This window comes from Promicromonospora xylanilytica (genome assembly GCF_054782895.1).
This window is the reverse complement of record NZ_BAAGRP010000020.1, coordinates 69,992-94,407: the sequence shown is the minus strand read 5'-3', so window position 1 is coordinate 94,407 and position 24,416 is coordinate 69,992. Positions and strand designations below refer to the sequence as shown.

Here is a 24,416-nt window from a genome sequence, read left to right as displayed (position 1 = left end):
AGCCGGCGCACCACCCCTGCTCGAAGGAGCTTGCACATGCGTCGAGCCCTCGCCGACGTGCGGTCCGGCGCCGTGCTGACCCGAACGGCCGCAGCCCTTCTTGCGGCGCTCGCACTCGCGCTGTGGTGCGCACCGCAGGCCACCGCACACACGAGGCTGGAGTCGTCGGCACCCGCCGCCGGCTCGACGTCGAACACTCCGGTCGCCGAGGTCACGCTCCGGTTCACGCTGCCGGTGAGCCCGCTCGGCGACGGTGTCGTGATCGAAGGCCCTGAAGGCAGCGTCACGGTCGACGTCGCGGCGGCCGAGGACGGCCTCGTCCTGGTGGCGACGCCGTCCGACGCGTTGACCGCCGGTGACTACACCGTGACCTGGACCGCCGCTGCCCAGGACGGTCACCCGTTGGAGGGCACCTTCGGCTTCGCCGTCAGTGACACCCCCAGCGGCACCCCCACCGACACCGCCGGCGGCACCGGCGCGACGGCTACCCCGGAGGACGACCGCGGCGAGGAGCACAGCGGTGGCGCCGGGGCGAGCTCCGGCACGGACCACGACATGAGCGGTATGGACCACGACATGGGTCACGACGCGTCCGCGATGGACTCCCCGGCGACCAGGATCGCGGGTGCGGTGGCCCGGCTGGGCGGTGCGGCTGCGCTCTGGGGCGGGCTGGTCGCGGGCGGTGGTCTGGCGTTCGTGGCCTTCGTGCTGCGCGGGCGGGACGAGGCGGACGCACCGGTCGTGCTGCGGCTCGCCCGCTGGGCGGGGGTCGTGATCCTCGGTGGGCTCGCCGTCCGCGTCCTGGCCGGATCGGTGCTCGTCGCCCACGGCGACCTCGCCGCGTCGGTCTCGCCCGCCGCGATCGCCGACTCGTTCACCGGTAGCACGCTGTGGGAGCTGGGCCTGCAGGCCGTCGGCGCGCTCGCGCTCGCAGCGGGGGCCCGGCGAACCCTCCAGGGCTCGTGGCTCGCGGTGATCGGCGTCGTCCTGGTGGGCGCCGGACACGTTCTCGGGGGCCACAGCAACACCGTCGAGCCACGGTGGCTCGTCGTGACCGCCGACGTCGCACACCTGGCGGCCGCGGCCGCGTGGGTGGGCGGCGTGGTCGCGATGGGTCTCCTGCTGCGCGCCCGGCGCCGGGACGGGCACGACCTCGACGCCGCGCTGATGGGCGCCCGGTTCTCCGTCGTCGCGGCCGTATCCGTCACGGTGGTCGGAGTGGCCGGGGTGGTGCTGGCGGTCGGCGTCCTCGACCGCCCGGCCCAGCTGTGGGAGACCAGCTGGGGGCTGCTCCTGCTGGCCAAGGTCGGCGTCGTGGTGGTGGTCAGCACGATCGGCGCGTACAACCACTTCCAGGTCGTCCCGAGGCTCACTGCCCGACGCCGCGCGGTGGTACAGCATGCGGGACGCTCACACCGGGCGGGCGGCACGCTGCGGCGCAGCGCGGGCCGCGAGACCACCCTGATGGTCGTGATCGTGCTGCTCACGGCCTGGCTGGTGGCCGCATCGGTCGAGGACTGAGCTCGGCTCACGCCGCCCGGGAGTCGGGGCGCACCGGCATGACGAGCGCGACGGCGTCGGGCGCGCGCACGGAGGCGAGGCGCAGGGCGTCGCGGTCGCCGACCGTCAGCCGTAGCTCGGAGCTCCCGAACGAGCGGAGGGCGTCGGTGAGGTACTCCCGGTTGAAGGCGATGGCGCGGGGGATACCGCCGATGCGGATCTCGGCCGGGCCGGGGCCGAACCGGACCAGGTCGGTACCCCGCCCGCTCCGGACGCCGCCGGGGGAGGCGCACCGCCCCCGCGAGACCTGGGCGAGCAGGTCGGGGGCGGTGACGGTGGCACCCGCCGCGTCCGGCGCCGGGCCAGGGGCGCGGCCGGGTCCGTGTGCCGCGAGGATCTTCCGGTAGTCGGGGTAGATCTCCTCGACGGGCGCGCCGTCCATGTGCCCGAGCGCCACCCGGTCCGCGGCCAGGGCCACGCCGACCCGCGGCGTCGTCTCGCGGGCCAGGAACTCGTCCACGACCGTGACCGGCACGATCACCCGCACGGGCGGACCGTCCACGCCGGTCGCCGGCACGCTCGATACGGCCAGCCGGTAGCGGTCGGTCGCGACGAGCCGGAGGTGCGCTCCCTCGGCGTCGAACAGCACGCCACGCAGCGCCCGCCAGGACGAACGGTCGCCGACCGCGTGCCGGACGGACCGGAGTGCGGCGCGCAGCGCGGCCATCTCCACCGTGAGGTGGGTGGTCGCCGAAAGGAGTGCCCGCGCGCCGGCGAGGTGGGCCGTGGCCGTGGCGAGCTCGGCCTCCAGCCGTCGCTGGTGGGCGTCGACGACCCGCCGGGCGGTGACCGGGTCGGCGGTGATGGCTCGGCGGATGTCGGCCACGGGCATGCCGGTGCGACGCATCCGTGCCATGAGTTCCGCGCGCTCCACCTGGACGGGCGTGTACCAGCGGTACCCGGTGGCCGGGTCCACGTGCGCGGGACGGAGCAGGCCCGCGGTGTCGTAGTAGCGCAGGGCGCTGACGGGCAGGCCCGACGCCCGTGAGAACGCGCCGACGGTCAGCATCCCTGGGTGGTGCACGGGTACAGCATGGACCCTCGACCGGGTCGAGGGTCCACGGCGCCGCATCACACCACCGCGTCACCCGGCGCCGACCGGAGCCGGGTGGCCCCCGCGGCGCACGCCCAGAGCACGGCGGCGCAGCACGCCAGAGCGGCGGCAGGGGAGAGCCTGTCGGCGAGGGTGCCGAGCAGGTTGCTGGACACCACGACCGGAGCGAGCTGCGCCAGCGCCGCCCACGCCTGGACCCGGGCCAGGTGGGCGCGCGGCGCGCTGCCCAGCACGAACGGCCCCAGGTGCGCGACGGCGACGCCCGTCCCCGCGCCGACGACCACGGCCGCGCCAGCCGTCAGGGCCGTCGCGTCCCCGCCACCGCAGGCGACCAGGGTCACGCCCGCCGCCGCCGTGGCCAGTCCCAGCGCCACGGCCCGGCCGGTCCGGTGCGTGGTTCCCGTCCGGGCGACGACGAGGGCGGCCCCGACCGAGCCGGCGGCCTGGGCTCCCACCACGAGTCCTGCCGCTCCGGCGTCCCAGCCGGACTCCTGGGCGAGCAGCGGCACGAGCAGTGACGACACGGGCAGTACGGCAGCGGCCGTGGCGCCGGTCAGTGCGAGCGCGGCGGCCAGGCCGTGGGTGCGGGTGACCACGCGGGCGCCGTCGGACAGGGAACGCCAGAAGGGTCCGGTGGACGGCGCGGCGCGGCGTCCCGGCCGGATCACCGCCAGTACGACGAGGATCGCGGCGAAGCAGACGGCGTTGGCCACCGCGATCGCAGGCAGGCCCACCGTGGTGACCAGGATGCCGCCCAGCGGTGCGCCGGCGAGCAGGGCGACCTGGCCCAGCCCCTGGCGCAGGGCCATCGCGCGGGGGAGTGCGGCGTCGCCCACCAGGAGGCGAGGCATCGAGCCGAGCGCCGGCAGGGAGAACGCCGAGACCACGCCGGAGGCCAGGCCCGCGGCGACGAGAAGCCATGGCGCGGGACCGGTGGCGCGCAGCCCGACGGCGAGGGCGAGGCAGGCGACGACCATGAGCGCCTCGGAACACAGGAGCAGCCGTCGGGCGCCGACCCGGTCCGCGACCGACCCGCCCAGCAGGACCAGGAGCAGCCGGGGCAGGCCGGACGCGGTGAGCACGAGCGCCGCGACCGGGCCGCCGTGCGCCGCGGCGGCCCAGCCCAGCGCGAACCAGAGCACCGAGTCGCCGAGCTGGCTGAGCGTGCCGGCAGCGACGAAGGCCGGCCAGGCGCGAGATGGTGGAGTGGGCATGCCCGCGACTCTGGGGGTTCGACCGGGTCGAGGGTCAACGGCCTCCCTGGGCGCTCGCTACCGGTGCACTCCCGTCAGCGCGAGGAACTCCTGGCGCGACGCCGCGTCCGCGCGCAGCGTCCCGAGCAGGGTGGACGTGACGGTCCTCGATCCCGTGGCCTGCACCCCGCGCAGGGTCATGCAGGTGTGCTCCGCCTCGATGACGACGCCGACGCCCTTCGGGTCGAGCTGGTCGCTCAGCCAGTCCGCGATCTGCTTGGTGAGCCGTTCCTGCACCTGAGGACGGCGGGCGAAGTGCTCGGCGACCCGGGCCAGCTTCGACAGGCCGAGGATGCGCCGGCCCGGCAGGTAGCCGATGTGGGCCACGCCGACGAACGGCAGCAGGTGGTGCTCGCACACCGACTGGACCGGGATGTCGCGCGCCAGCACCAGCTCGTCGTACCCCTCGTCGTTGGGGAACGTGGTCAGCCGGAAGGGGCGCGCCGTCAGCAGCTCCGCGTAGCCGCGAGCCATCCGGGCAGGCGTCTCGCGCATCGCCTCGTCGTCGAGCGCGATGCCGAGGGCGCGCATGAACTGCCGCGCGGCCCGTTCGGCGGCGTCCAGGTCGACCCCGGTGCTGTCGGTGACCACGTGCAGGGCGCCGGGCCTGCTCGCGTGGGCTTCCGCGGGCAGGCCCGCCTCGGTGTCCAGGGAGAGCTCGCTCAACGTGCACCGCCGCCGGTGCCGAACCAGGACGGGTCGTAGACGGCAGCCAGCCGCGCGAGCGTGAGCGCGGCGAGGAGCAGCCCGAGGTCGCGCAGCGCGACATCGTAGAACCCGGACCAGGTCAGCAGGTTGAGGATGATCCCGGCCAGCCAGATGGCCACGACGTACGCCGCGTACCGGGGCTTGATCGCCACCGCGAGCCCGGCGACGATCTCGATCGCTCCCACGACATACATCGCGGTCTGCGCGGAGAACGGCAGCAGCTCGACCGTCCACGGGGCGAGGTAGCGCGGCCAGTCGGTGAGGGCGCCCACGAACTTGTCGACGCCCATCCAGATCGGCAGCACCGTGAACCCGATGCGCATCAGCAGGTATGCGCTGTAGGCCGGGTCGGTGCGGACCCGCTGCCAGACGGTGGTCGAGCCACTCGTGGGCGCGGAGCGCAGGGCTGGAGCATTCATCGTCGGTCTCCTGTATAGCTAGTGAAGTTTGTTTTTAGAGAGTGTCGCCGCCACCCACTTTTGTCAAGATCTGCTGGTGTTAGATTGTTGAGGTGGACGAGGCCGAGGAGCGCGACCAGGATCCGATCGACGGGCTGAGCAGCCTGAGCGACCCGGTGCGCCGACGGCTCTACGAGTACGTGGGCACGCGGGACGAGCCCGCCGCCCGCGAGGACGCCGCGACCGCCGTCGGGATCAGCCGCACGCTGGCGGCCTACCACCTGGACAAGCTCGCGGACGCGGGCCTGCTGGTCACCAGCTATGCGCGCCCGGCAGGGCGCGGCGGGCCGGGCGCCGGGAGACCGGCCAAGCGGTACGTCCGTGCGCAGCAGGAGCTGTCCGTCAGCGTGCCGCCCCGTGACTACGGACTGCTGGCCGGCGTGCTCGCCGAGGCGATGAGCGCCGACGACTCCGGGACGGTGCGCGAGGCGGTGACGGCGGCAGCCCGCGCGGCCGGGCGTGCCGCGGGCGACCCCGACTTCGCGGTCGCGCTACGAGCGTGCGGCTACGAGCCCGCTACCACCGCGGACGGTGACGTCGAGCTGCGCAACTGCCCGTTCCACCAGATCGCTCGCCGGCACACGGAGGTGGTGTGCGGGCTCAACCTGCACCTGGTGCAGGGGCTCCTCGAAGGGAGCGGCCAGCCTCCGTCCCGCGCGGTGCTGGCGCCGCGCCCGGGCCACTGCTGCGTGCGGGTGCTCGGTCCGCACGGCGGCTCCTGACCCCGCGGCGCCGGGCGTCCGGCTCAGGGTTCCAGCAGTGCCTGCACCTGCTCGACGACCAGGTCGGGACGGGTGATGAAGGGGTGGTGCCCGGTCGGCAGCTCGACGGACCGCGTCGCGCGCGCCGCGTGGTGGCGCTGCAGGTCGACCGACGTGCTGCGGTCCTGCCCGCACACCAGGTAGGTCGAGTCGACCGCCTGCCAGCCGGCCACGCTGGTCGGCGTCATGAAGGCGGCGGCCGACTGTGCCGTCACGCGCTCCCACCCCTGCTGCCGGGTCGCCTCGTCGGCGTCCTGCAGGAAGCGCTCGCCGAACGACGACGCGTCGTAGCCGGACACGCTCAGCGTGCCGTCCCCGTTGTCGCCGATGGACACCGGGTCGCTCTCGCCGCTCATGATCGCGGCCTGCGACTGCCCGGCGTCGGGGAGGTACGACGACACGTAGAGCAGGTGCTCGACCGCGGGGTGCGCACCGGCCTCCGCGATGACGGTGCCACCGTAGGAGTGCCCGACGACGATCGCCGAGCCCACGCCGTCGAGCTCTGCGCGCAGCGCCGCCGCGTCGGCCACCAGCCCGCCGGCGACCTCGTCCGGGGTGGTCTCACCGCAGGACGGCAGCGCGACGGAGCGGCTCCGGATACCGGTGCGCTCCTGGAGCAGGTCCGCGGCGGGCTGCCACCACCAGTGCCCGTCACGTACCAGGGCACCGTGGACGAAGAGGAGTTCCATGCCTGGACCGTAGCCGTCGACGCCCGCGGACGGCGGCGGATCCGCTCACAGCAGCGAGCGGGAATTACCCTCGCACGCCACCCGGTCCGCTGAGAGACTCGGCGGACCGAGAGCGAGGAGGGTCAAGGATGATTCGCAAGCTGCAGGCGGTCGCGGTGGACTGCCCGGACGCGGTCCGGCTCGCGGAGTTCTACGCGGAGCTGGTGGGCGGCCGGGTCGTGGTGGACGCCGACGACCCGGGCTGGGTCGAGGTGCACGGGTTCGAGGGCACGCCCCTGGCCTTCCAGGAGGTGCAGGACTACCGCCCGCCGCAGTGGCCCGGGCAGGAGTCGCCGCAGCAGATGCACCTCGACTTCGACGTGGACGACATCGAGGCGGACGAGAAGCGGGTGCTGGAGCTCGGGGCGACGGTGCTGGAACGCACCGACCAGCTGCACCCGGACGCCAACTGGCGGGTCTACGCGGACCCGGCGGGCCACCCGTTCTGTCTCTGCGCGCACTGAGCCGAGCGCGCACTGAGCCGAGCGCGCACCGAGCCGAGCGCGGGCCGGTGGCGGCGTCGGACGGCTCCCCGTCCGACGCCGCCACCGGGTCCCGTCAGGCGCAGCCGGCCAGCTCGGCCTCGTCCGGGGTGAACCGGACCCAGTCGAACGCCGCGGTGAGCTCCGGCGTGCCGGCGGGGCCCCGGTAGGCGAACGGTCCCACGTCGGTCGCGGCGAGCTCGTCGGCGGGCGCCGCGCGGCCCAGGTTGACGAAGGTCGCGCCGTCGATGCTGTACGAGGCGGTCAGCCACTCGCCGTGGTTGGTGATCCGCAGCCACACGGTGTCACCGGTCTCGGGCGGGGCGAGCGCCGAGTCCTCCGCGGTCCAGGCGTTGTTGCGGTCGACACCGTTGTTGCGCCACACGAAGTCGAACCGCTTGCCGGCGTCCACGTGCGAGATGTCGATCCGCACCGAGTTGGCGTCGTCGCGCCGGACGATCAGGCCCGCCTGCTGGAAGTTGACCTGTGGGTCGAGCGTGACCTGCGTGGTCACCTCCCAGGGCACGTCGGGCACCGGCTGCAGGAGGAGCGGCGCCGACGTCGAGTTGCCCGCGTAGGTCGGGATGCGCCACGCGCCGTCCGCCACCACCGAGCGGTCCAGGTCGCCACGGACCGCCGTCGACCAGAGCGACCGGTCGAGCGAGTCACCGTCGAGCTCGTCCGACCCGGCGCCCGTGCACTGTGCGTACATCGGGTCCTCGGGCCGGGTGTTCAGCGGGTCGCGCACCCCGTCCGGGTCGAGCACCGCGTGCGCGATGGTGGTGTGCGACCGCTCGCCGTGCTCGTAGATCAGGTGCACCGTCCCGTCCGCCCGCACGATCTGCGGTGAGGTGGCGCGCCCGGCCTCCGGCGGGGCCGGCTGGGGGACGAACAGCGGCTCGGGCTCGCCCACCTCGGTCAGCGTGCGGTCGACGGGCCGGGCGAGGATCGTGCCGACGGTCGCGCCGTACACGATGTAGTGCTGACCGCGCCACGTCCACAGGTCCGCCGCCGACACGTTCGTGCCCTCCACCGGACCGGGCGTCACGATCGGCTCCGGCTCGACCTGCCAGTCGCGACCGTCCCGCGACCAGGCGAGGTTGATGTGCCGCACGTTGGTGTCGTAGTTGGTCATGAAGAGCATGCCCCACCGCTGGGACGACGAACGGTCGGGGTTGCGGAACACCCGCGCGTACGACGTCTCCGTGGCGTTCCGGCCGGGCTGCGCCGCGTCGACCATCGCCGTCGTGACGGCCGTGCCGCCGTAGTCGAACGTCACCCCGTCGGTCGACGTCGCGTACCTGGTCACCCGGTTGTCGCCGTGGAAGTACAGGTACATCCGCTCCTCGTCGGCGTTCCACACGGCATCGGGGGACGAGACGTGCGGGACGTCGTAGACGCCTTCCCACTGGTTCGCTACCACGGGGCTGCCCTCGTGCTGGGTCCACGGCCCGTCGAGCGAGTCCGCGTACATCAGGTTGATGCCGCCCGGGTCGTCGTGCGGCGCGTAGTAGACGTACCACTCGCCGAGCGGGTCCTCCAGGTGGGCGCCGGCGTGGAACACGGACGGGAAGATGAACTCCTGGTTGGGGTTGTGCGGGAGCGACTGGTCGAACGGGTCGACGATCTCGCCCGTCTGCGTGAAGACCGGCAGCTCGGTACCCGGCGCTCCGTCAGCGGGGTGCGGTGAGGGCGCCGCATGGGTCACGCCGGGCACCAGCCCGGCGATGGCGGCCAGGGCGGCGCCGGCAAGGGCGCGACGCGCCGTGTTGAAAGCCATGATGCGTACTCCTTCGTCGCGGTGTCATGACGGCGCCAGCCTTCGGGCGGAGCCCACCGGCGGTCAAGGGAGGTAATCAGATCCAGCAACGACGCGCCTGATAATGCGCCCCATCGCACCCCTGGCGACGGCGCGGACGGGTGGTTCCGGACCACCGGGTCCCGGCGGAGCACCTGCTAATAATGCGCATCATCCGATTGACCCGCCGATCCGCGACCCTCGACACTCCTGACATCAGCCGCCCCGACGGAACAGGTTCAAGGAGGAGCCGTGCCACGTCGTCGCATCACCCAGACGGACGTCGCCGCGATGGCCGGCGTCAGCCAGGCCACCGTCTCGTTCGTGCTCAACGGCAGCACGCCCGCCGGCGTACGCATCAGCGAGGAGACCCGCCAGCGGGTGCTCGACGCGATCCGGATCACCGGCTACACGGCCAACCCGGCGGCCCAGCGCCTCGCGGGCGGCGGACTCGCCCAGATCCTCGGTGTCTTCACCTACGAGGCGACCTTCCCGAGCGCCAGCCGCGACTTCTACGGCCCGTTCCTCGTCGGGATCGAGCACGCGGCCGAACGGCTCGGCGTCGACCTGCTGCTCTTCACGAGCGCCCCCGTCTCCGACGGGCGCCGCAGGCTCACCCGTGAGGGCTGGCAGCGGCTCGGCGTGGCCGACGGCTGCCTCCTGCTCGGACAGCACGAGCACCGGGGCGAGCTGCAGCATCTGCTCGACACCAACTACCCGTTCGTCTTCATCGGCAAGCGGGGCAGCGACGGCGGCCGGCTGCCGTACGTGGGCGCCGACTACGTCGGCGGAACCGTGCGGCAGATCGACCGACTCGTCGCGCTCGGCCACCGCCGCATCGGCTACGTCGGTATGCGCGGCACCGACCAGCCGACGCTCGACCGCGTCGACGGGTACCGCAGCGCGATGAAGGCGCACGCGCTCACCACCCGGTTCGTCGAGCTCGACGACGTGGCCGCCACCGCCGCCGAGATCGTCGAGCAGCGCTTCACCGCCGTGGTCGTCGCACCCGAGAACCACCCCGAGGAGCTCGCCGACGAGCTCGAGCGCCGCGGCAAGCAGGTGCCCGGCGACGTCTCGGTGCTGCTGCTCGGACAGCCGCACCACCCGCGCCGCGGCGGCAGGCCCTGGTCCGGCTTCTCCGTGCCGCGCGAGGAGATGGGCGCCCGCGCGCTGTACCTGCTCTCCCGCCTCGTCGCCGACGACGGCCCCCGGCGGGACCGCGAGACCGGCCGCACCTCCACGGCGGCCGACGTCGAGCTCCACCAGATCCTCGTGTGCCCGGACGTGGAGGGCGGCACCGCCGCACCGGCGCGCGACCACCGACCAGAGACCGACGACAGGACGGACCAGGCGTGACCCATCAAGATCTGCAGACCGACGTGCTCGTGGTGGGCGCCGGGCTCGGCGGCATCGCCGCGGCGCTCGCGGCGGCCGACCGGGGTGCCCGCGTCGTGCTCACCGAGGAGCACCCCTGGATCGGGGGCCAGCTGACCTCGCAGGCGGTGCCGCCCGACGAGCACCCCTGGGTGGAGCAGTTCGGCGTGACCGCCCGCTACCGCGCGCTGCGCGACGGGATCCGGGACGTCTACCGCCGTCGCTACCCGCTGACCGCCGGCGCGCGGGCCTGGCCCGAGCTCAACCCGGGTGCCGGGTGGGTCTCGAAGCTGTGCCACGAGCCGCGGGTCGCGGTGGGGGTGCTGGAGGAGATGCTCGCGCCGTACCGCTCGACGGGACGCATCCAGCTGCTGGAGCGGGTGCGCCCCAGCGCGGCCACCACGGACGGTGACCGGGTGACGTCGGTGACGCTCACCTCGCTCGTCGGCCTTCCGGACGTGACGGTGAGCGCCGCGTACACGATCGACGCCACGGAGACGGGTGAGCTGCTCCCGCTGACCGGCACGGAGTACGTCACGGGGTTCGAGTCGGCGCGCGTGACGGGGGAGCCGAGCGCACCCGAGGAGGCGCAGCCGGACAACGTCCAGGCCCTCAGCGTCTGCTTCGTCGTCGAGCACGTCGACGGTGAGCACACGATCGACCGGCCCGAGCGCTACGACTTCTGGAGCTCGTACACGCCGAAGGCCTGGGGCGGCGAGCGGATGCTCTCGTGGACGGCGCCGAACCCGCGCACCCTCGCGCTGGACACCCGGACGTTCACCCCGAACCCCGGGGACGACGTCCTCGCGGTCGACGCCGACCAGTCGAAGAACGCCGGGGACGGCAACCTGTGGCTGTTCCGCCGCATCGCCGCGCGGGACCTGCACGAGCCCGGGTCCTACCGAAGCGACCTGTGCCTGGTGAACTGGCCGAGCATCGACTACTTCCTCGGTCACGTGCTCGACGTGCCGCGGGAGGTGGAGGAGGCCCGGATCGCCGACGCGCGGCAGCTCAGCCTGTCGATGCTCTACTGGATGCAGACGGAGGCCCCCCGGGCCGACGGCGGAACGGGGTTCCCGGGGCTGCGCCTCCGGCCCGACGTCATGGGCAGCCAGGACGGGCTGGCCCAGGCCGCCTACCACCGGGAGTCCCGGCGGATCCAGGCGGTGACGACGATCACCGAGAACGACGTCTCCTACGCCGTGCGCGGGGACCGGGGCGCCACGCGGTACGAGGACTCCGTCGGCGTGGGCATGTACCGGATCGACCTGCACCCGTCCACCGGCGGGGACACGTACATCGACGTGCCGTCCACGCCGTTCGAGATCCCGCTCGGCGCGCTGCTGCCGCAGCGGACGACCAACCTGCTCGCGGGCAACAAGAACCTCGGCACCACCCACATCACCAACGGGTGCTACCGCCTGCACCCCGTCGAGTGGAACGTCGGGGAGGCAGCCGGCCACCTCGCCGCGCACTGCCTCGCCACCGGCCGCACCCCGCACGCGGTCCAGGCCGAGCCGGACCTGCTCGCCGAGTACCAGGCCGAGCTGGTCGCCGCCGGCGTCGAGCTCCGGTGGCCCGAAGGCGTCTACCCCTACTGACACACCCAGCGACATCCGTCGCGGATCAGTCCAAAGGAGAACTGATGTCTGCACAGCACACGCCCCGCCGGGCAGCGGGAACCGCCGCCGCCCTCGCCACGGCCCTCGTCCTCACCGCCTGCGGTGGGGGAACCGACGCGCCCGTCGGGGAGCCGGACGCGCCGTCCGAACCCGTCGACCTGCGGATGACCGTCTGGACGGCCGACGAGACCCAGCTCGGCCTGTTCCAGGAGATCGCCGACGACTACGTGGCCGAGAACCCCGAGCTGGTCTCCAGCGTGACGTTCGAGACCATCCCGTTCGAGGACTACACGACGGCGCTGACCACCCAGCTCGCGGGTGGCAATGCCCCTGACCTGGCCTGGATCTTCGAGAGCAACGCCCCGGAGTTCGTCTCCAGCGGGGCGCTGGTCGACCTGCGCCCGCTGCTGGAGTCCACTGAGGGCTACGCGCTGGACGACATCGTGCCCAGCTCGCTCTCGCTCTGGGAGGACGGCGAGGGGCTCTACGCCTACCCGTTCTCCAACAGCCCGTTCGCCATGTTCGTCAACACCGACCAGATCTCCGCCGCCGGCCAGCCGAACCCGGCCGACCTGGTCGAGTCGGGCGAGTGGACCTTCGACGCCGCACGGGACATCTCGGCGGCGACCGCGAAGGACACCGGCAAGCAGGGGCTCGTGGTGCGGGACTTCGACTACCAGGCGTGGGAGAACCTGGCCACGGTGTGGTCCGGCTGGGGCGCCGCCCCGTGGAGCGAGGACGGCACGCAGTGCACCCTGACGGAGCCGGAGATGGTCGACGCCATGACGTGGATCCACGACGCGGCGTTCAAGGACGGGGCGATGCCGGGTCCGGGGACCACCGCCGACTTCTTCGCCGGTGACGCCGCGATGACGGTCACCCAGATCAGCCGGGCCTCGTCGCTCGACGGTTCGTTCGGCTGGGACGTCGTGCCGATGCCGGAGGGACCGGCGGGCCGCCAGAACGTCATCGGACAGGCCGGGATCGGTGTCTTCGCAGCCGGCGAGCACCCCGACGTCGCGGCGGACTTCCTCGCGCACTTCACCAGCCCGGAGAACGCGGAGCAGCTCGCCGCCTACTTCCCGCCGCCCCGCGAGTCCCTGCTGACCGCGGAGACGCTCGGCGCCGCCAACCCGAACCTGAGCGAGGAGCAGCTGCAGGCGGTGGTCGTCGAGGGTGTCGAGGACGCCGTGACCAAGCCGGCGCACAAGAACTTCGCCAAGATCTCGCAGACCGTGCGCGCCGAGCTGGACGCCCTGTGGACAGCGGACGCCGACGTCGAGACGGTCCTGACGGACACCTGCTCGGCGATCGGCCCGCTGATGGAGGAGTGACCATGGCGACGGTGTCAGCGGCGGTGCGCCGTGACTGGCTCGTCGGGTACGCCATGGTGGCGCCCGTGGTCCTCGGCGCGCTCGCCTTCGTCGTCCTGCCCCTCTGCATGGTGGTCTGGTACTCCCTGCACGAGTGGAACGTCCTGGCGAACACGTTCACGTTCGCCGGCGCGGACAACTACCAGCGGCTGGCGTCCGACCCGGGGCTCGGGAACGCGCTCCTGGCGAGCCTCTGGTTCTCGATCGGGCTCGTCGTGCTGAACATCACGCTGGCCCTCCTGCTCGCCGTGCTGCTCAACCAGCGGCTGCCCGGCACGACCACGTTCCGGACGTTCTTCTTCTCGCCCGTGGTCGTGTCGCTGGTCGCGTGGACGATCGTGTGGAGCTTTCTGCTGCAGGCCGACGGCGGCATCAACGGGTTCCTCGCGGTGCTCGGCGTCGACGGGCCCAACTGGCTGCGGCAGCCGACGACGGCGATGGTCTCGGTGATCATCGTCCAGGTCTTCAAGAACGTCGGGCTCAACATGATCCTGTTCCTCGCGGCGCTGCAAGGGGTGCCGGAGGAGCTGCAGGAGGCCGCCCGGCTGGACGGCGCGGGCGCGTGGCGGCGCTTCCGGTCGATCACCCTGCCCCTGATCAGCCCGACGATCCTGCTCGTCTCGATCATCACGATCGTCGGCTCGCTCGAGGTCTTCGCCCAGATCGACGTGCTCACGGGCGGCGGTCCGGGCAGCTCGACGACGGTGCTCGTCTACTACCTGTACCAGCAGGCGTTCCAGTTCAACGACTTCGGGTACGCCAGCGCTCTCGCGGTGCTCCTGTTCGTCATCGTCCTCGTACTGACGCTCCTGCAGTGGCAGTCGCGCAAGAGGTGGGTCTTCCATGAAGTCTGACGTGATACGCGGAGCCAGGGCGCGGCGGCGCTGGAAGCAGTGGCTGCTCGTCCTGCTCCTCGTCGTGCTGAGCCTGCCGTTCGTCTTCCCCACCTGGTGGATGGCGACGTCCAGCCTCAAGCCGATGAGCGAGATCCTGCGCCGGGTCCCGACCATCTGGCCGCAGGACCCGTCGCTCGACGCGTACGGCCAGGTGTTCGCGCTCCAGCCGTTCGCGCAGCAGTACTGGAACTCCCTGTACATCGCGGCCCTGGTCACGATCGGCACCATGCTCGTCGCCGCCATGGCGGGCTACGCGTTCGCCCGGATCCGGTTCCCGGGCGCCAACGCGCTGTTCGTCCTGGTGCTCGTGGGGCTGCTCGTGCCGTCCGAGGTCACCATCGTGCCGCTGTTCCGGGTCGTCAACAGCCTCGGGCTCATCAACACGCACTGGCCGCTCATCGTCATCCCGATGCTCGGGGCGCCCGCCGTGCTCGCCGTGTTCATCATGCGGCAGTTCTTCCTCGCGCTCCCCGTGGAGCTCGAGGAGGCGGGCCGGATCGACGGGCTCGGGCGGTGGGGAGTCTTCTGGCGCATCGCCCTCCCGCTGTCCCGGTCGGCCCTCGGAGCCGTCGCCATCTTCACGTTCCTCAAGTCCTGGAACCTGTACCTCGAGCCCATCGTCTATCTGTCCAGCAAGCAGAACTTCACGCTGCCGCAGGCGCTCACGCAGTACGTCGACGCCTACGGCGGCCCCATGTGGAACGTGCAGCTCGCCGCGACCACGCTGACGGTGCTGCCTGTCCTCGCGGTGTTCCTCGTGGCGCAGAAGCAGTTCGTGCAGGGCCTCGCGCACAGCGGGCTCAAGGGCTGAGCCGCCCCGGTCGTCATCGCCCGGTTACCTTCGGAGCTCCGGGAACGTCAGCGGGTACGACGGTTCCCGCCAGCGGCACACGGCACGCTCCCGCAGGCCACCGCCGGCTCCGCGTGATCAGGGGGTGAATATTCGATGTGGTGTTAACGTGGCACCGCTCGTTGACCCCGTGTCGTATGTAAAGGAGTTCTGGCGCCCCCGGTGTGACGGCCGGCGAGACCGGCGGGTGGGGGCGCCACCGTGATGAGTACTTCAGAATCCACCAAGACCCTGCTCGGACGAGTCCAGCGCGCCGCGCGCCGTGTCGAGCGGGCGGCGTCCGGTCCGCACGAGCAGCGCGTCGGGACCGACAAGGTCGTGTTCGGCGTCGCCGGACTGATCGCGCTCGGTTTCATCGTGTGGGGCTTCGTCAACCCGGCGGGCCTCGGCAGCGTGGCGAACACCGCCCTCGAGGGGGTCCTGCAGAACTTCGGCTGGCTCTTCGTCATCGCGGCCACCATCTTCGCGATCTTCGTCATCGTCGTCGCGATGGGCCGGTTCGGCAAGATCCCGCTCGGCCAGGACGGCGAGAAGCCGCAGTACTCGACGCCGTCATGGATCGCCATGATGTTCGCGACCGGTATGGGCATCGGGCTGATGTTCTACGGTGTCGGAGAACCGCTGTACTTCTACATGGCCCCGCCGCCCGGCACCGTCGACGGCTCCACGCCGGCGGCCGCGGCGAGCGCGATGGGCCAGACCCTCTTCCACTGGACCCTGTACCCCTGGGCGATGTACGCGATCGTCGGCCTCGGCATGGCCTACGGCACCTACCGCCTGGGCCGGGCCCAGCTCTTCAGCTCGATGTTCACCTCGCTGTTCGGTCGCAGGGCCGTCAACGGCGTCGGCGGGCGCGTCATCAACATCCTGGCGATCCTCGCGACCCTGTTCGGGTCCGCCTGCTCGCTCGGCCTCGGCGCCCTCCAGATCGGCGGCGGCCTCCAGCACTCCGGCTTCGTCGAGACGATCGGCACCAGCGGCCTCGTGATCGTCATCGCGATCCTGACGATCCTCTTCGTCGTCTCCGCCGTGTCGGGCATCGAGCGCGGCATCCAGTGGCTGTCCAACGCCAACATGTGGCTCGCCCTCGCGCTCGCGATCATCGTCTTCATCGGTGGTCCCACCCTGTTCATCCTGAACGTGCTGCCCGCGTCCCTCGGCGCCTTCGTCGGCGACCTGCCCGAGATGGCCTCCCGCACCGCGGCCTCCGGCGACCAGGCCCTCGCCGACTGGATGGGCTCCTGGACCATCTTCTACTGGGCGTGGTGGGTGTCCTGGACGCCGTTCGTCGGTCCGTTCATCGCCCGCATCTCGCGCGGACGCACCGTGCGCCAGTTCGTCGTCGGTGTGCTGCTGGTCCCCTCGATCGTCTCGACGATCTGGTTCGCGATCTTCGGCGGCGGCGCCATCGGCCTGCAGGAGCGCGCCGAGCAGGCGGAGGACACCGGTGCGGCGCTCGCGGCCATCGGTGAGGGCGGCGCGGACATCAACTTCGACCTCATCCTGTTCCAGACGCTCGGCGCGCTGCCGGTCCCGGGCTGGGTCGGTCTCGTCCTGATGGGCCTGGCGGTCGTGCTGGTGGCGATCTTCTTCGTCACCGGCGCGGACTCCGCCTCCATCATCATGGGCGGCCTCTCCCAGAACGGAGCGGAGGAACCCACCAAGAAGGCAGTGGTCTTCTGGGGTGTGAGCACCGGTGCCGTGGCGGCCGCGATGCTGCTGGCCGGCGGGGACGATCCGGCGGCCGCGCTGAACGGGCTCAAGAACATCACCATCGTCTCCGCGCTGCCGTTCGTCATGGTGATGCTGGTGCTGTGCGTAGCGGTGTGGAAGGACCTCTCGAGCGACCCGCTCGTCCTCAAGGGCGAGCTGGCCGTCCAGGTGCTTCGCGAGACCGTGGACACCGGTGTGGAGAAGCACGACGGCGAGCCGTTCGAGCTCTCCACCTCGGCGTCGGCCACCGAGGAGGACGACTCCGACGAGACCCCGGCGACCCCGGGGAACGGCGTACCGGTCGCGCCCGCACAGGCCGGCAAGGACTGACCTGACGTGGCGGCGTGCGGGTCACCCCGGTGACCCGCACGCCGCCACGTCCAGGGCCGGCGCATAATCCTTTGCGCGCCTCGCGGCGAGCGACGACCGTGTGCCCATGACAGATCCCACCCGGCTGCTCCGGGCCTACGACGAACAGCTCCGTACCGACGCCGAGACCCCGAGCGCGCTCTCGGTCACGCACCTCGGGCCGCTGCGCCTGGTCACGTTCCTGGGCGGCCGTGGCTTCGTCACGTACCGCGACCTGGGCGGGGCCGACGCCGCCACGGTGCGCACCCTGGTCGCCGAGGCCGTCGCCCACTTCCGGGCCGACGGCGGCATCACGTCCGTCGAGTGGAAGACCCGCAGCCACGACGTCGCCCCCGGCCTGCACGACGCCCTGCTCGAGCACGGGTTCACTCCGGAGGACCCGGAGTCGATCATGATCGGTGACGCCGCGGCGCTCGCCGTGGACGTCCCGCTGCCAGACGGCGTCACCCTGCGCCGGATCACCGAGGAGGCGGACGTCCGTGCGATGTCCACGATGTCCGACGAGGTGTTCGGAGACCCGCCGTCCGACAGGACGGCGAACCTGATCCTGCACCGCCTGGAGCTGGACGACGGCATGGAGCTCTGGGTCGCGGAGGCCGAGGGCGAGATCGTCACGGCGGGCCGGCTCGAGCCGGTGGCCGGCACCGAGTTCGCGGGCGTCTGGGGTGGGTGCAGCCGGCCGGAGTGGCGCGGGCGCGGTATCTACCGGGCGCTGACGGCGGCCCGCGCGCGCTCGGCCCTCGCGCTCGGCAAGACGCTGATCCACAGCGACTCGACCGAGTACTCCCGGCCCATCCTGGAGCGCTACGGCTTCGTCAAGGTGTCGACGACGACGCCCTACGGCTGGAAGCGTTAGGACCGCCGCAGGCCCATGATGTTCGCGCGCTCGGCGATGCCGGCGTACCGGAACCCCGGCACGAGGTCCACGAACCCTAGCCGGCGGTAGAGCACCTTGGCCCGGTCCGCGGGATCGGCGGTGGTGGACAGCAGGGTGTGCCGGTGCGGGATCCGTCTGAGCAGCTCGCGCATCAGGCCGGTCCCGAGGCCGATGCCCTGGTGCTCCGGCAGGATCTCGAGCTCGTTCAGCTCGAAGGCGTCCTCTGTCCAGCCCGCGTACCCGGAGCTGGTCAGCGCCGGGCCGACCTGCTGGGGCCACCAGTGCTCCGGCTGGTAGTCGAAGCCGTACACGAACCCCACCAGGGCGTCGCCGTCGAACGCGCCGAGGGTCACCGCACCCTCGTACAGCGGGAGGTAGGCGAGCCGCGTGTCCCTGAAGTGGTCCCGACGCTCGTCGGAGTAGTCGAAGGCGCGCTGGTAGACCCCGGCGATCTCGTCGGCGCGGCGCAGCACCTCGGAGGTCTCCAGCACGCGGATCGTCATGTCGGCACGTTAACGCCGTCCGGAGAGGCCGGCGCGAGGGACGGTGCGGCGGGCGTGGCCGGCTGCGGCGTGACGGTCGCCAGGTAGGCCGCGACCTCGGCGTCGGACCAGCCGTGCGCCTCGCGCAGCCCGCTGCCGATCATTGCCACGTACGCGGCCGACGGGGCCGTGTGGGCGACGTCCGCGTACCCGTGCGGCGCGGTGAAGGTGAGCATGGGCAGCCCGTCCAGGCGCCCGACGGCGACCAGCGTCTCGTAGCGCCCCGGCCCCGCCGTGTGCCGGCCGTCGATCCCGGCGCGGAGCGCGGCCTCCAGCGGACCGTCGGCAGCGGGGGAGCGGTGCATCTCCTGCGCCGCGACGTCGGCGAGCTGGGCGGTGGTGATGCGGTACGCGCGCGCCGGCGTCGGGCCCACCGCGTCGTGGTCGTAGAACGCGGTGCCGCCGCCCCACACGGACGACTCGCCCGCGAACCAGAGGCGTCCGGGCAGCTGGATCGCCCGGTCGGCGCGCGGCAGGGTGGGGTCGCGCGCGCCCTCGTAGTGCCGTCGCGCCCCGGGCGGACGCCCGCCCTCCAGATAGCAGGCCAGCCGGGCCCTGGCCATGTTGGACCCGTAGCTCACATACCAGACGTCGCTGCTCAGCGGGGAATCTCCTCGGGACGGATGTGCGGCACAAAAACGCCGGACACGTTACGCGCGATGTTCGGTCGAGGGAACCTGGGCGACACGACGTGCGTTTGACGGGGCGGAGTTGGACAAGCGTCCTAGACTCGACTGGGCAGGGATTCTTACGAGGCGGAGTGTGTGTCGTGGTTCAAGGCAAGGTCATCAGGTTCGATGAAGTTCGCGGCTATGGGTTCGTCGCCCCCGAGACGGGCGGTGACGACGTGTTCATCCACGTCAACGACCTCGAGTTCGACAAGCGCCACCTCGCGGTGGGCGCGGTGGTGGACTTCACGGTGGAGGACGGTGACCGGGGGCTGAAGGCCTCGACCGTCACCCTCGTCTCGCCGGCCCCTGCGCTGGCGACGGCCGCCGTCGGTGCGGGAGCGCCGGCACCGGCCTTTCTGCCGCCGCTGCCCGACGCGGGCTCCAGGCCCGACGGCGAGGCACCGTCCGAGCGGGAGCTCGCGGTGGAGGTCACCGAGGTGCTGCTCGCGGGCGTACCGAGCCTCACTGCCGAGCAGGTCCTCGCCACCCGGGGCGCCTTCGTCGCCGTGGCGCGCTCGCACGGCTGGATCTGACCGTCCGGACGGGTTGTTAACTGCCTGTTTCCTTCTCTGATGCGCGGCGACGGTATCGCTACGGGGCGATATCAGGTCGGTAACGATCAGATCCGGCGCACGGCGAACTAGGGCAAATCCTCCCACAGCGTGAGTAGCGTGGCCGGAAACCATGACGGTGACGGACGTCTCACCCTGGCGCGCGCCGCGGCGCGGCTGCCAGAAGTCCGCCACCGGCATCCTTTTGAGGAGGAACATTGAAGATCAGGCGACTGAGCGCCGCCGTCGCAGTGGCCGCCACGGGCGCGCTGCTGTTCTCGGCGTGCACGAGCCCGGCTGGCAGCGACGACCCGGCGGAGAGCGAGTCCACGGCGTCCTCGGCCGAGGCCGACGGCCCGTGCAAGGCCGACCTCGGTGAGGTCGAGACCGCCGACGGCGAGATCAAGGTGTCCGTCGAGGACGAGTTCCTCGGGTACAACTCGCTGACCCCGGAGACCTACTCCACGTACAACAGCGCGGTCACCGACCAGCTGTTCAGCACCTTCTACTACTTCGGCACCGACGGCACGATCTGCCCCAACGAGACCTACGGCACGTACGAGGCCATCTCCGAGGACCCCCTGCAGGTCGAGTACACCCTCAATGACGAGGCGGCCTGGTCGGACGGCACGCCGGTCACCTACGCGGACTACATGCTCGACTGGGCGGCCCGCGCGATCACCGCTGACGGCAAGGTGACCGAGGACGGCACCGAGAAGCCGCTCTTCAACCACATCGACGGTCTCTCGCTGGGCGACTACGTGCCCGAGGGCCCGCAGGCGGACTCCGTGGACGCCAAGACGTTCACGTACGACTACGAGCGCGTGTACGCGGACTGGAAGATCAACTCGTACCCGCCGCTGCCCGCGCACGTCGTCGCGGAGCAGGCGGGTGTCTCCACGGAGGAGCTCGTCACCGCCATCGAGGAGATCGACCTGCCGGTCCTGAAGAAGGCCGCCAAGTTCTGGAACGAGGGCTGGCTGTCGCAGCCCGGCCAGGTCCCCGACCCGGCGATCGCGCCCGTCACCGGCCCGTACACGTTCAAGGCCGACGGCTGGGAGGGTGGCCAGTACATCACCCTCGAGGCGAACCCCGAGTACTGGGGCACGCCGGCCGCCACGAAGGAGCTCACGTTCCGCTTCGTCGCCGCTGACGCGCAGATCCAGGCGCTCGCCAACGGTGACCTCGACGTCATCCAGCCGAACGGCCCGACCGTCGACACGGTGACGCAGCTCGAGCAGCTCGGTGACGCGGTCAACGTGGACACCGACCAGGGCCTGACCTGGGAGCACCTCGACTTCAACTTCAACTCGGGCATCTTCGCCGACAGCCTGGAGGCCCGTGAGGCGTTCGCGCACTGCGTGCCGCGCCAGAAGATGGTGGACGACCTGATCAAGCCGATCGCCCCCGAGGCGACGATCATGAACGCCCGCGAGGTCTTCCCGTTCCAGGACAACTACGAGGACGTGGTGTCCGGCTCCTACGACGGCCGGTACGACGAGGTCGACCTCGACGCCGCCAAGGAGAAGTTCGAGGCCGCCGGCCTCGAGGAGGGCGAGAAGGTTCGCATCGGCTACGCCGCGCCGAACCCGCGCCGTGCCGCCCAGGTCGAGGCCATCAAGTCCTCGTGCGACCAGGTCGGCTTCGAGATCGTCGACACCGCCGCGCCGGACTTCTTCGACAAGGCCCTGCCGAACGGTGACTACGAGGTGGCGATGTTCGCCTGGGCCGGCTCCGGCCAGATCGCCTCGGGCGAGAACATCTACTCGACGCCGGGTACGCAGAACTACGGCGGGTACTCCGACGAGACCGTCGACGAGGCGTGGAAGGAGCTGTCCTCGACGACGGACGAGGCGGTGCACCAGGAGCAGACGGTGATCATCGAGAAGCAGCTGTGGGACACGCTCTTCGGTATCCCGCTGTTCGCCCACCCCGGTGTCATCGCCAGCAGCTCCGGCCTGGAGAACGTGCGCAACACCGCCGCCCAGAGCGGCGTGATGTGGAACGCCGAGCAGTGGTCTCGCGCCTCCTGACGCGAGCCTGACGTCAGACCTGCGGGGAAGGGAGCTCTGTTCCCTTCCCCGCAGGGCTGTCTGCCGCCATTCAGGATTATTTCCGGGCGATACCTGGGCGAATCGCGGCAATTTTCATCCGGTGTCCTATAGTGACACGCTGATCGTTTCCCCAGCAGACGCCGTGCTGCGTCCGCCTCGAAGGGCCAACCCGTGCTCAAGTTCATCCTCCGGCGCATCGGCGCCTCGGCGCTCGTCCTGCTCGGCGCCTCCTTGCTCATGTTCTTCCTGACCATCAACTCGGGAGACCCGCTCAAAGACCTGCGCGAGTCGAACGACCCGAACCGCGAGCAGCTCATGGCCGAGCGCAGCGAGCGGCTGCGGCTCGACGACTCGCCCTGGGAGCGGTACTGGGACTGGCTCAGCGGAGTAGGCGGTTGCTTCACCGGCAACTGCGATCTCGGTGTCACCATCAACGGCATCGATGTGCTGGGCCTCACGGAGCAGGCGGCGTCCTCGACGCTGCGGCTCATCACACTCTCCACGCTGCTCGCCATCGTCGTCGGTGTAGCGCTCGGAATCCTCACCGCGATCCGCCAGTACTCCGGGTTCGACTACGTGGTGACGTTCAGCGCGTTCCTCTTCTTCTCGCTGCCGGTGTTCTGGGCGGCGACGCTGCTCAAGGAGTTCGCGGCGATCCAGTACAACAACTGGATCGCCGTGGGCCAGTACGCGCCATGGACCATAGTGATAGCCGCGCTGGTCATCGGGTTCCTGCTCCAGGCGGTGCTCGGGGGGACCTTGCGACGACGCCTGGTCACCGCGGCCGTCGCGTTCGGGTTCGTCACCATCATGCTGTTCGTCTTCAACGCGCTCGACTGGTGGCGCAACCCGATGTTCGGGATCGGCGGCGTGCTCCTGGTCTCGGCCGCCGCGGGTGTGCTCGTCGCCGCGCTGACGGCAGGCGTGCGCAACCAGCGGGTTCTCTACGCGGCGCTCACCACCGCCGTCGTCGGCACGGCCGCCTACTGGTTCACCGCTCCGCTGCTGGTCAACCAGCCGTCATGGCTGCTGCTCGTCGGACTCTTCGTGGTGGCCGTCGTGGTCTCGGTGGCCATCGGTGCCGCCTGGGGCGGGTACGCCCGCAAGCAGGCCATGCTCGTCACCGGCATCACCGGTGTCATCACCAGCTTCGTGGTCGTCGCGGACGTTCTCATCGCGCACTGGAGCGGATTCCTCGGCATCAAGTCGCGGCCCGTCTCGACCATCGGTTCGCAGACGCCCAACTTCACCGGCGACTTCTGGGAGCGCGTGCTCGACATGGGCACCCAGATCCTGCTGCCCACCATCCTGCTCACCCTGGTCTCCGTGGCGACGCACTCCCGGTACACGCGCTCCTCGATGCTCGAGACCCTGAACCAGGACTACGTGCGGACGGCCCGGTCGAAGGGCCTGTCCGAGCGCGAGGTCATCGTCAAGCACGCGTTCCGCAACGCGCTGATCCCGATCACGACGATCGTCGCGTTCGACTTCGCCGCCCTGATCGGTGGCGCGATCATCACCGAGGAGGTCTTCGGCTGGAAGGGCATGGGCGCCCTGTTCCAGGACGGCCTCAACGCCGTCGACCCCGCACCGGTCATGGCGTTCTTCCTCGTCACCGGCATCGCGGCAGTGCTGATGAACCTGCTGGCAGACATCGCGTACGCGGCCCTCGACCCCCGGATCCGGCGCTGAGCGCGGGCGAAGGCAGGAGACACAGACATGAGTGACATCAGGAACAGCAACCCCGGCGGCGAGGACTACGAGCCGCAGGTGTCGGCGACCGGCACCGACGCGGTCGGCCTCGCGGCCGGCGGATCGGCGGCCCCACTGCCCGGCGAGGACAAGTCCTACAGCCAGGGCCAGCTCGTCGCGCGCCGCTTCTTCCGGCACCGGGGCGCGCTCACCGCGATGATCGTGCTCGGCATCGTCGTCGTCGTGGCGTTCACCTCCATCGGCATCGGCCCCGTCCCGGGCTGGTGGTCCAAGGACTACACGCTCCAGTACGACAAGATCGGCGACGGCGCACCCACCTGGGCGTACCCGTTCGGCCAGGACACGGGCGGCAAGGACTACTTCGCCCTCGTGATGCGCGGTACCCAGTTCTCGCTGATCATCGCGTTCGCCGTCGGTATCATCTCGACCGTCGTCGGCACCGTGATCGGCGCCCTGGCGGGGTTCTACCGCGGCTGGATCGAGTCGGTCCTCATGCGCATGACCGACGTCTTCATCGTGATCCCGCTGCTGGCCGTCGCCGCCGTGCTCGGTCGCATGGCGGGTGAGTCCGGGATCTGGGGCCTGGCCCTCGTGCTCGGACTGGTCACCTGGACCAGCCTGGCGCGTCTCGTGCGCGGCGAGGTGTTGTCGCTGCGCGAGCGCGACTTCGTGCTCGCCGCCCAGGCGGTCGGCACCAGCGCGTGGCGCATCATCACCCGGCACGTGCTGCCCAACGCGATCGGCGTCATCATCGTGTCCGCGACGCTCTCGATCTCCACCGCGATCCTGCTGGAGACCTCGCTCAGCTTCCTCGGGTTCGGTGTGCAGGCGCCCGACACCTCGCTGGGCACGCTGATCAGCGAGTACCAGTCGGCGTTCTCGACGCGGCCGTGGCTGTTCTGGTGGCCGGGCCTGATGATCCTGACGATCGCCCTGTGCGTGAACTTCATCGGCGACGGCCTGCGTGACGCGTTCGATCCCCGTCAGAACCGGAGCAAGGACTGAG

The 24,416-nt window shown here is 71.3% G+C and carries 22 protein-coding genes; 14 read left to right on the top strand and 8 right to left on the bottom strand.

The genetic code is table 11. The features are described 5' to 3' along the window. Positions 1–36 precede the first annotated feature (36 nt). Positions 37–1,521: a CopD family protein gene (locus ACYVK7_RS16955; RefSeq protein WP_460888897.1), complete on the top strand. Its 1,485-nt coding sequence runs from the start codon at positions 37–39 to the stop codon at positions 1,519–1,521. A 7-nt stretch (positions 1,522–1,528) separates the two neighbouring features. On the opposite strand, the gene ACYVK7_RS16950 is transcribed toward ACYVK7_RS16955, so the two are convergent. Genes ACYVK7_RS16950 through ACYVK7_RS16935 form a run of 4 tightly spaced genes read right to left on the bottom strand, consistent with a single transcriptional unit; the run spans position 1,529 to position 4,994 of the window. After that, positions 1,529–2,584 (bottom strand): DNA polymerase III subunit beta family protein, encoded by a 1,056-nt coding sequence (locus tag ACYVK7_RS16950; RefSeq protein WP_460888896.1) that lies wholly within the window; start codon positions 2,582–2,584, stop codon positions 1,529–1,531. 47 nt (positions 2,585–2,631) lie between these two features. Further along, positions 2,632–3,828: an MFS transporter gene (locus tag ACYVK7_RS16945; RefSeq protein WP_460888895.1), complete on the bottom strand. Its 1,197-nt coding sequence runs from the start codon at positions 3,826–3,828 to the stop codon at positions 2,632–2,634. 57 nt (positions 3,829–3,885) lie between these two features. After that, on the bottom strand, positions 3,886–4,533 hold the full coding sequence (gene folE, locus ACYVK7_RS16940) for a GTP cyclohydrolase I FolE (protein WP_460888894.1): 648 nt from the start codon (positions 4,531–4,533) through the stop codon (positions 3,886–3,888). Next, the gene (locus ACYVK7_RS16935) at positions 4,530–4,994 is read right to left on the bottom strand and encodes a hypothetical protein (protein ID WP_460888893.1); all 465 of its coding nucleotides are present in this window, start codon (positions 4,992–4,994) and stop codon (positions 4,530–4,532) included. The genes folE and ACYVK7_RS16935 overlap by 4 nt, the downstream gene beginning before the upstream one ends. A 92-nt stretch (positions 4,995–5,086) precedes the next feature. Here ACYVK7_RS16935 and ACYVK7_RS16930 point away from each other — a divergent pair, with 92 nt between their 5' ends. Next, positions 5,087–5,755, top strand: a complete 669-nt coding sequence (locus ACYVK7_RS16930) for a helix-turn-helix transcriptional regulator (RefSeq protein ID WP_460888892.1) — start codon at positions 5,087–5,089, stop codon at positions 5,753–5,755. 23 nt (positions 5,756–5,778) lie between these two features. Here the strand turns inward: ACYVK7_RS16930 and ACYVK7_RS16925 are convergent, their stop codons facing one another. Beyond that, positions 5,779–6,483: an alpha/beta hydrolase gene (locus tag ACYVK7_RS16925; protein WP_460888891.1), complete on the bottom strand. Its 705-nt coding sequence runs from the start codon at positions 6,481–6,483 to the stop codon at positions 5,779–5,781. Positions 6,484–6,611: 128 nt separating this feature from the next. Between ACYVK7_RS16925 and ACYVK7_RS16920 the strand changes: the two genes are divergently transcribed. Beyond that, on the top strand, positions 6,612–6,986 hold the full coding sequence (locus ACYVK7_RS16920) for a VOC family protein (protein WP_460888890.1): 375 nt from the start codon (positions 6,612–6,614) through the stop codon (positions 6,984–6,986). A gap of 94 nt (positions 6,987–7,080) precedes the next feature. Here ACYVK7_RS16920 and ACYVK7_RS16915 read toward each other — a convergent pair whose 3' ends face one another. Beyond that, complete coding sequence (locus ACYVK7_RS16915) at positions 7,081–8,784, bottom strand: DUF1349 domain-containing protein (protein WP_460888889.1); 1,704 nt, start codon at positions 8,782–8,784, stop codon at positions 7,081–7,083. Positions 8,785–9,054: 270 nt separating this feature from the next. Here ACYVK7_RS16915 and ACYVK7_RS16910 point away from each other — a divergent pair, with 270 nt between their 5' ends. The 7 genes from ACYVK7_RS16910 (at position 9,055) to ACYVK7_RS16880 (ending at position 17,858) form a co-directional block, all read left to right on the top strand. Beyond that, entirely contained in the window at positions 9,055–10,161 is a 1,107-nt protein-coding gene (locus tag ACYVK7_RS16910; RefSeq protein WP_460888888.1) for a LacI family DNA-binding transcriptional regulator, read from the top strand. After that, complete coding sequence (locus ACYVK7_RS16905) at positions 10,158–11,780, top strand: FAD-dependent oxidoreductase (protein ID WP_460888887.1); 1,623 nt, start codon at positions 10,158–10,160, stop codon at positions 11,778–11,780. The genes ACYVK7_RS16910 and ACYVK7_RS16905 overlap by 4 nt, the downstream gene beginning before the upstream one ends. Before the next feature lie 44 nt (positions 11,781–11,824). After that, the gene (locus tag ACYVK7_RS16900) at positions 11,825–13,135 is read left to right on the top strand and encodes an ABC transporter substrate-binding protein (protein WP_460888886.1); all 1,311 of its coding nucleotides are present in this window, start codon (positions 11,825–11,827) and stop codon (positions 13,133–13,135) included. A 2-nt stretch (positions 13,136–13,137) separates the two neighbouring features. Then, positions 13,138–14,028: a carbohydrate ABC transporter permease gene (locus ACYVK7_RS16895; RefSeq protein WP_460888885.1), complete on the top strand. Its 891-nt coding sequence runs from the start codon at positions 13,138–13,140 to the stop codon at positions 14,026–14,028. Beyond that, a complete protein-coding gene (locus ACYVK7_RS16890) occupies positions 14,018–14,881 on the top strand; it encodes a carbohydrate ABC transporter permease (RefSeq protein WP_460888884.1) in 864 nt (287 codons plus the stop codon). Before ACYVK7_RS16895 ends, ACYVK7_RS16890 begins: the two co-directional genes overlap by 11 nt. Positions 14,882–15,124: 243 nt before the next feature. After that, positions 15,125–16,963, top strand: a complete 1,839-nt coding sequence (locus tag ACYVK7_RS16885) for a BCCT family transporter (protein ID WP_460888883.1) — start codon at positions 15,125–15,127, stop codon at positions 16,961–16,963. A 106-nt stretch (positions 16,964–17,069) separates the two neighbouring features. Continuing rightward, the gene (locus tag ACYVK7_RS16880; protein ID WP_460888882.1) at positions 17,070–17,858 is read left to right on the top strand and encodes a GNAT family N-acetyltransferase; all 789 of its coding nucleotides are present in this window, start codon (positions 17,070–17,072) and stop codon (positions 17,856–17,858) included. Here ACYVK7_RS16880 and ACYVK7_RS16875 read toward each other — a convergent pair. Together ACYVK7_RS16875 and ACYVK7_RS16870 are read right to left on the bottom strand one after the other, a co-directional pair. Continuing rightward, positions 17,855–18,382 carry a GNAT family N-acetyltransferase gene (locus ACYVK7_RS16875; protein ID WP_460888881.1) on the bottom strand — a complete coding sequence of 176 codons (528 nt, stop codon included), beginning with the start codon at positions 18,380–18,382 and terminating at the stop codon, positions 17,855–17,857. The two genes, ACYVK7_RS16880 and ACYVK7_RS16875, sit on opposite strands and share 4 nt — an antisense overlap. Continuing rightward, positions 18,379–19,002 carry a histone deacetylase gene (locus ACYVK7_RS16870; protein WP_460888880.1) on the bottom strand — a complete coding sequence of 208 codons (624 nt, stop codon included), beginning with the start codon at positions 19,000–19,002 and terminating at the stop codon, positions 18,379–18,381. The genes ACYVK7_RS16875 and ACYVK7_RS16870 overlap by 4 nt, the downstream gene beginning before the upstream one ends. A 188-nt stretch (positions 19,003–19,190) precedes the next feature. Here ACYVK7_RS16870 and ACYVK7_RS16865 point away from each other — a divergent pair, with 188 nt between their 5' ends. The 4 genes from ACYVK7_RS16865 to ACYVK7_RS16850 all read left to right on the top strand — a co-directional run bounded on the left by ACYVK7_RS16865 (position 19,191) and on the right by ACYVK7_RS16850 (position 24,415). After that, the gene (locus ACYVK7_RS16865; RefSeq protein ID WP_460888879.1) at positions 19,191–19,625 is read left to right on the top strand and encodes a cold-shock protein; all 435 of its coding nucleotides are present in this window, start codon (positions 19,191–19,193) and stop codon (positions 19,623–19,625) included. Between the two features lie 236 nt (positions 19,626–19,861). Continuing rightward, positions 19,862–21,676 (top strand): ABC transporter family substrate-binding protein, encoded by a 1,815-nt coding sequence (locus ACYVK7_RS16860; RefSeq protein ID WP_460888878.1) that lies wholly within the window; start codon positions 19,862–19,864, stop codon positions 21,674–21,676. Positions 21,677–21,868: 192 nt separating this feature from the next. After that, the gene (locus tag ACYVK7_RS16855) at positions 21,869–23,389 is read left to right on the top strand and encodes an ABC transporter permease (RefSeq protein ID WP_460888877.1); all 1,521 of its coding nucleotides are present in this window, start codon (positions 21,869–21,871) and stop codon (positions 23,387–23,389) included. 27 nt (positions 23,390–23,416) lie between these two features. Next, positions 23,417–24,415, top strand: coding sequence for an ABC transporter permease (locus ACYVK7_RS16850; RefSeq protein WP_460888876.1), 999 nt, complete (start codon positions 23,417–23,419; stop codon positions 24,413–24,415). Position 24,416 lies beyond the last annotated feature (1 nt).

Excerpts from the sequence above, each read along its gene's own strand:
- ACYVK7_RS16955 (WP_460888897.1), top strand. The coding sequence starts at position 37 with ATGCGTCGAGCCCTCGCCGACGTGCGGTCCGGCGCCGTGCTGACCCGA.
- ACYVK7_RS16945 (WP_460888895.1), bottom strand. The coding sequence starts at position 3,828 with ATGCCCACTCCACCATCTCGCGCCTGGCCGGCCTTCGTCGCTGCCGGC.
- ACYVK7_RS16935 (WP_460888893.1), bottom strand. The coding sequence starts at position 4,994 with ATGAATGCTCCAGCCCTGCGCTCCGCGCCCACGAGTGGCTCGACCACC.
- ACYVK7_RS16925 (WP_460888891.1), bottom strand. The coding sequence starts at position 6,483 with ATGGAACTCCTCTTCGTCCACGGTGCCCTGGTACGTGACGGGCACTGG.
- ACYVK7_RS16920 (WP_460888890.1), top strand. The coding sequence starts at position 6,612 with ATGATTCGCAAGCTGCAGGCGGTCGCGGTGGACTGCCCGGACGCGGTC.
- ACYVK7_RS16915 (WP_460888889.1), bottom strand. The coding sequence starts at position 8,784 with ATGGCTTTCAACACGGCGCGTCGCGCCCTTGCCGGCGCCGCCCTGGCC.
- ACYVK7_RS16900 (WP_460888886.1), top strand. The coding sequence starts at position 11,825 with ATGTCTGCACAGCACACGCCCCGCCGGGCAGCGGGAACCGCCGCCGCC.
- ACYVK7_RS16895 (WP_460888885.1), top strand. The coding sequence starts at position 13,138 with ATGGCGACGGTGTCAGCGGCGGTGCGCCGTGACTGGCTCGTCGGGTAC.
- ACYVK7_RS16890 (WP_460888884.1), top strand. The coding sequence starts at position 14,018 with ATGAAGTCTGACGTGATACGCGGAGCCAGGGCGCGGCGGCGCTGGAAG.
- ACYVK7_RS16885 (WP_460888883.1), top strand. The coding sequence starts at position 15,125 with ATGAGTACTTCAGAATCCACCAAGACCCTGCTCGGACGAGTCCAGCGC.
- ACYVK7_RS16880 (WP_460888882.1), top strand. The coding sequence starts at position 17,070 with ATGACAGATCCCACCCGGCTGCTCCGGGCCTACGACGAACAGCTCCGT.
- ACYVK7_RS16875 (WP_460888881.1), bottom strand. The coding sequence starts at position 18,382 with ATGACGATCCGCGTGCTGGAGACCTCCGAGGTGCTGCGCCGCGCCGAC.
- ACYVK7_RS16850 (WP_460888876.1), top strand. The coding sequence starts at position 23,417 with ATGAGTGACATCAGGAACAGCAACCCCGGCGGCGAGGACTACGAGCCG.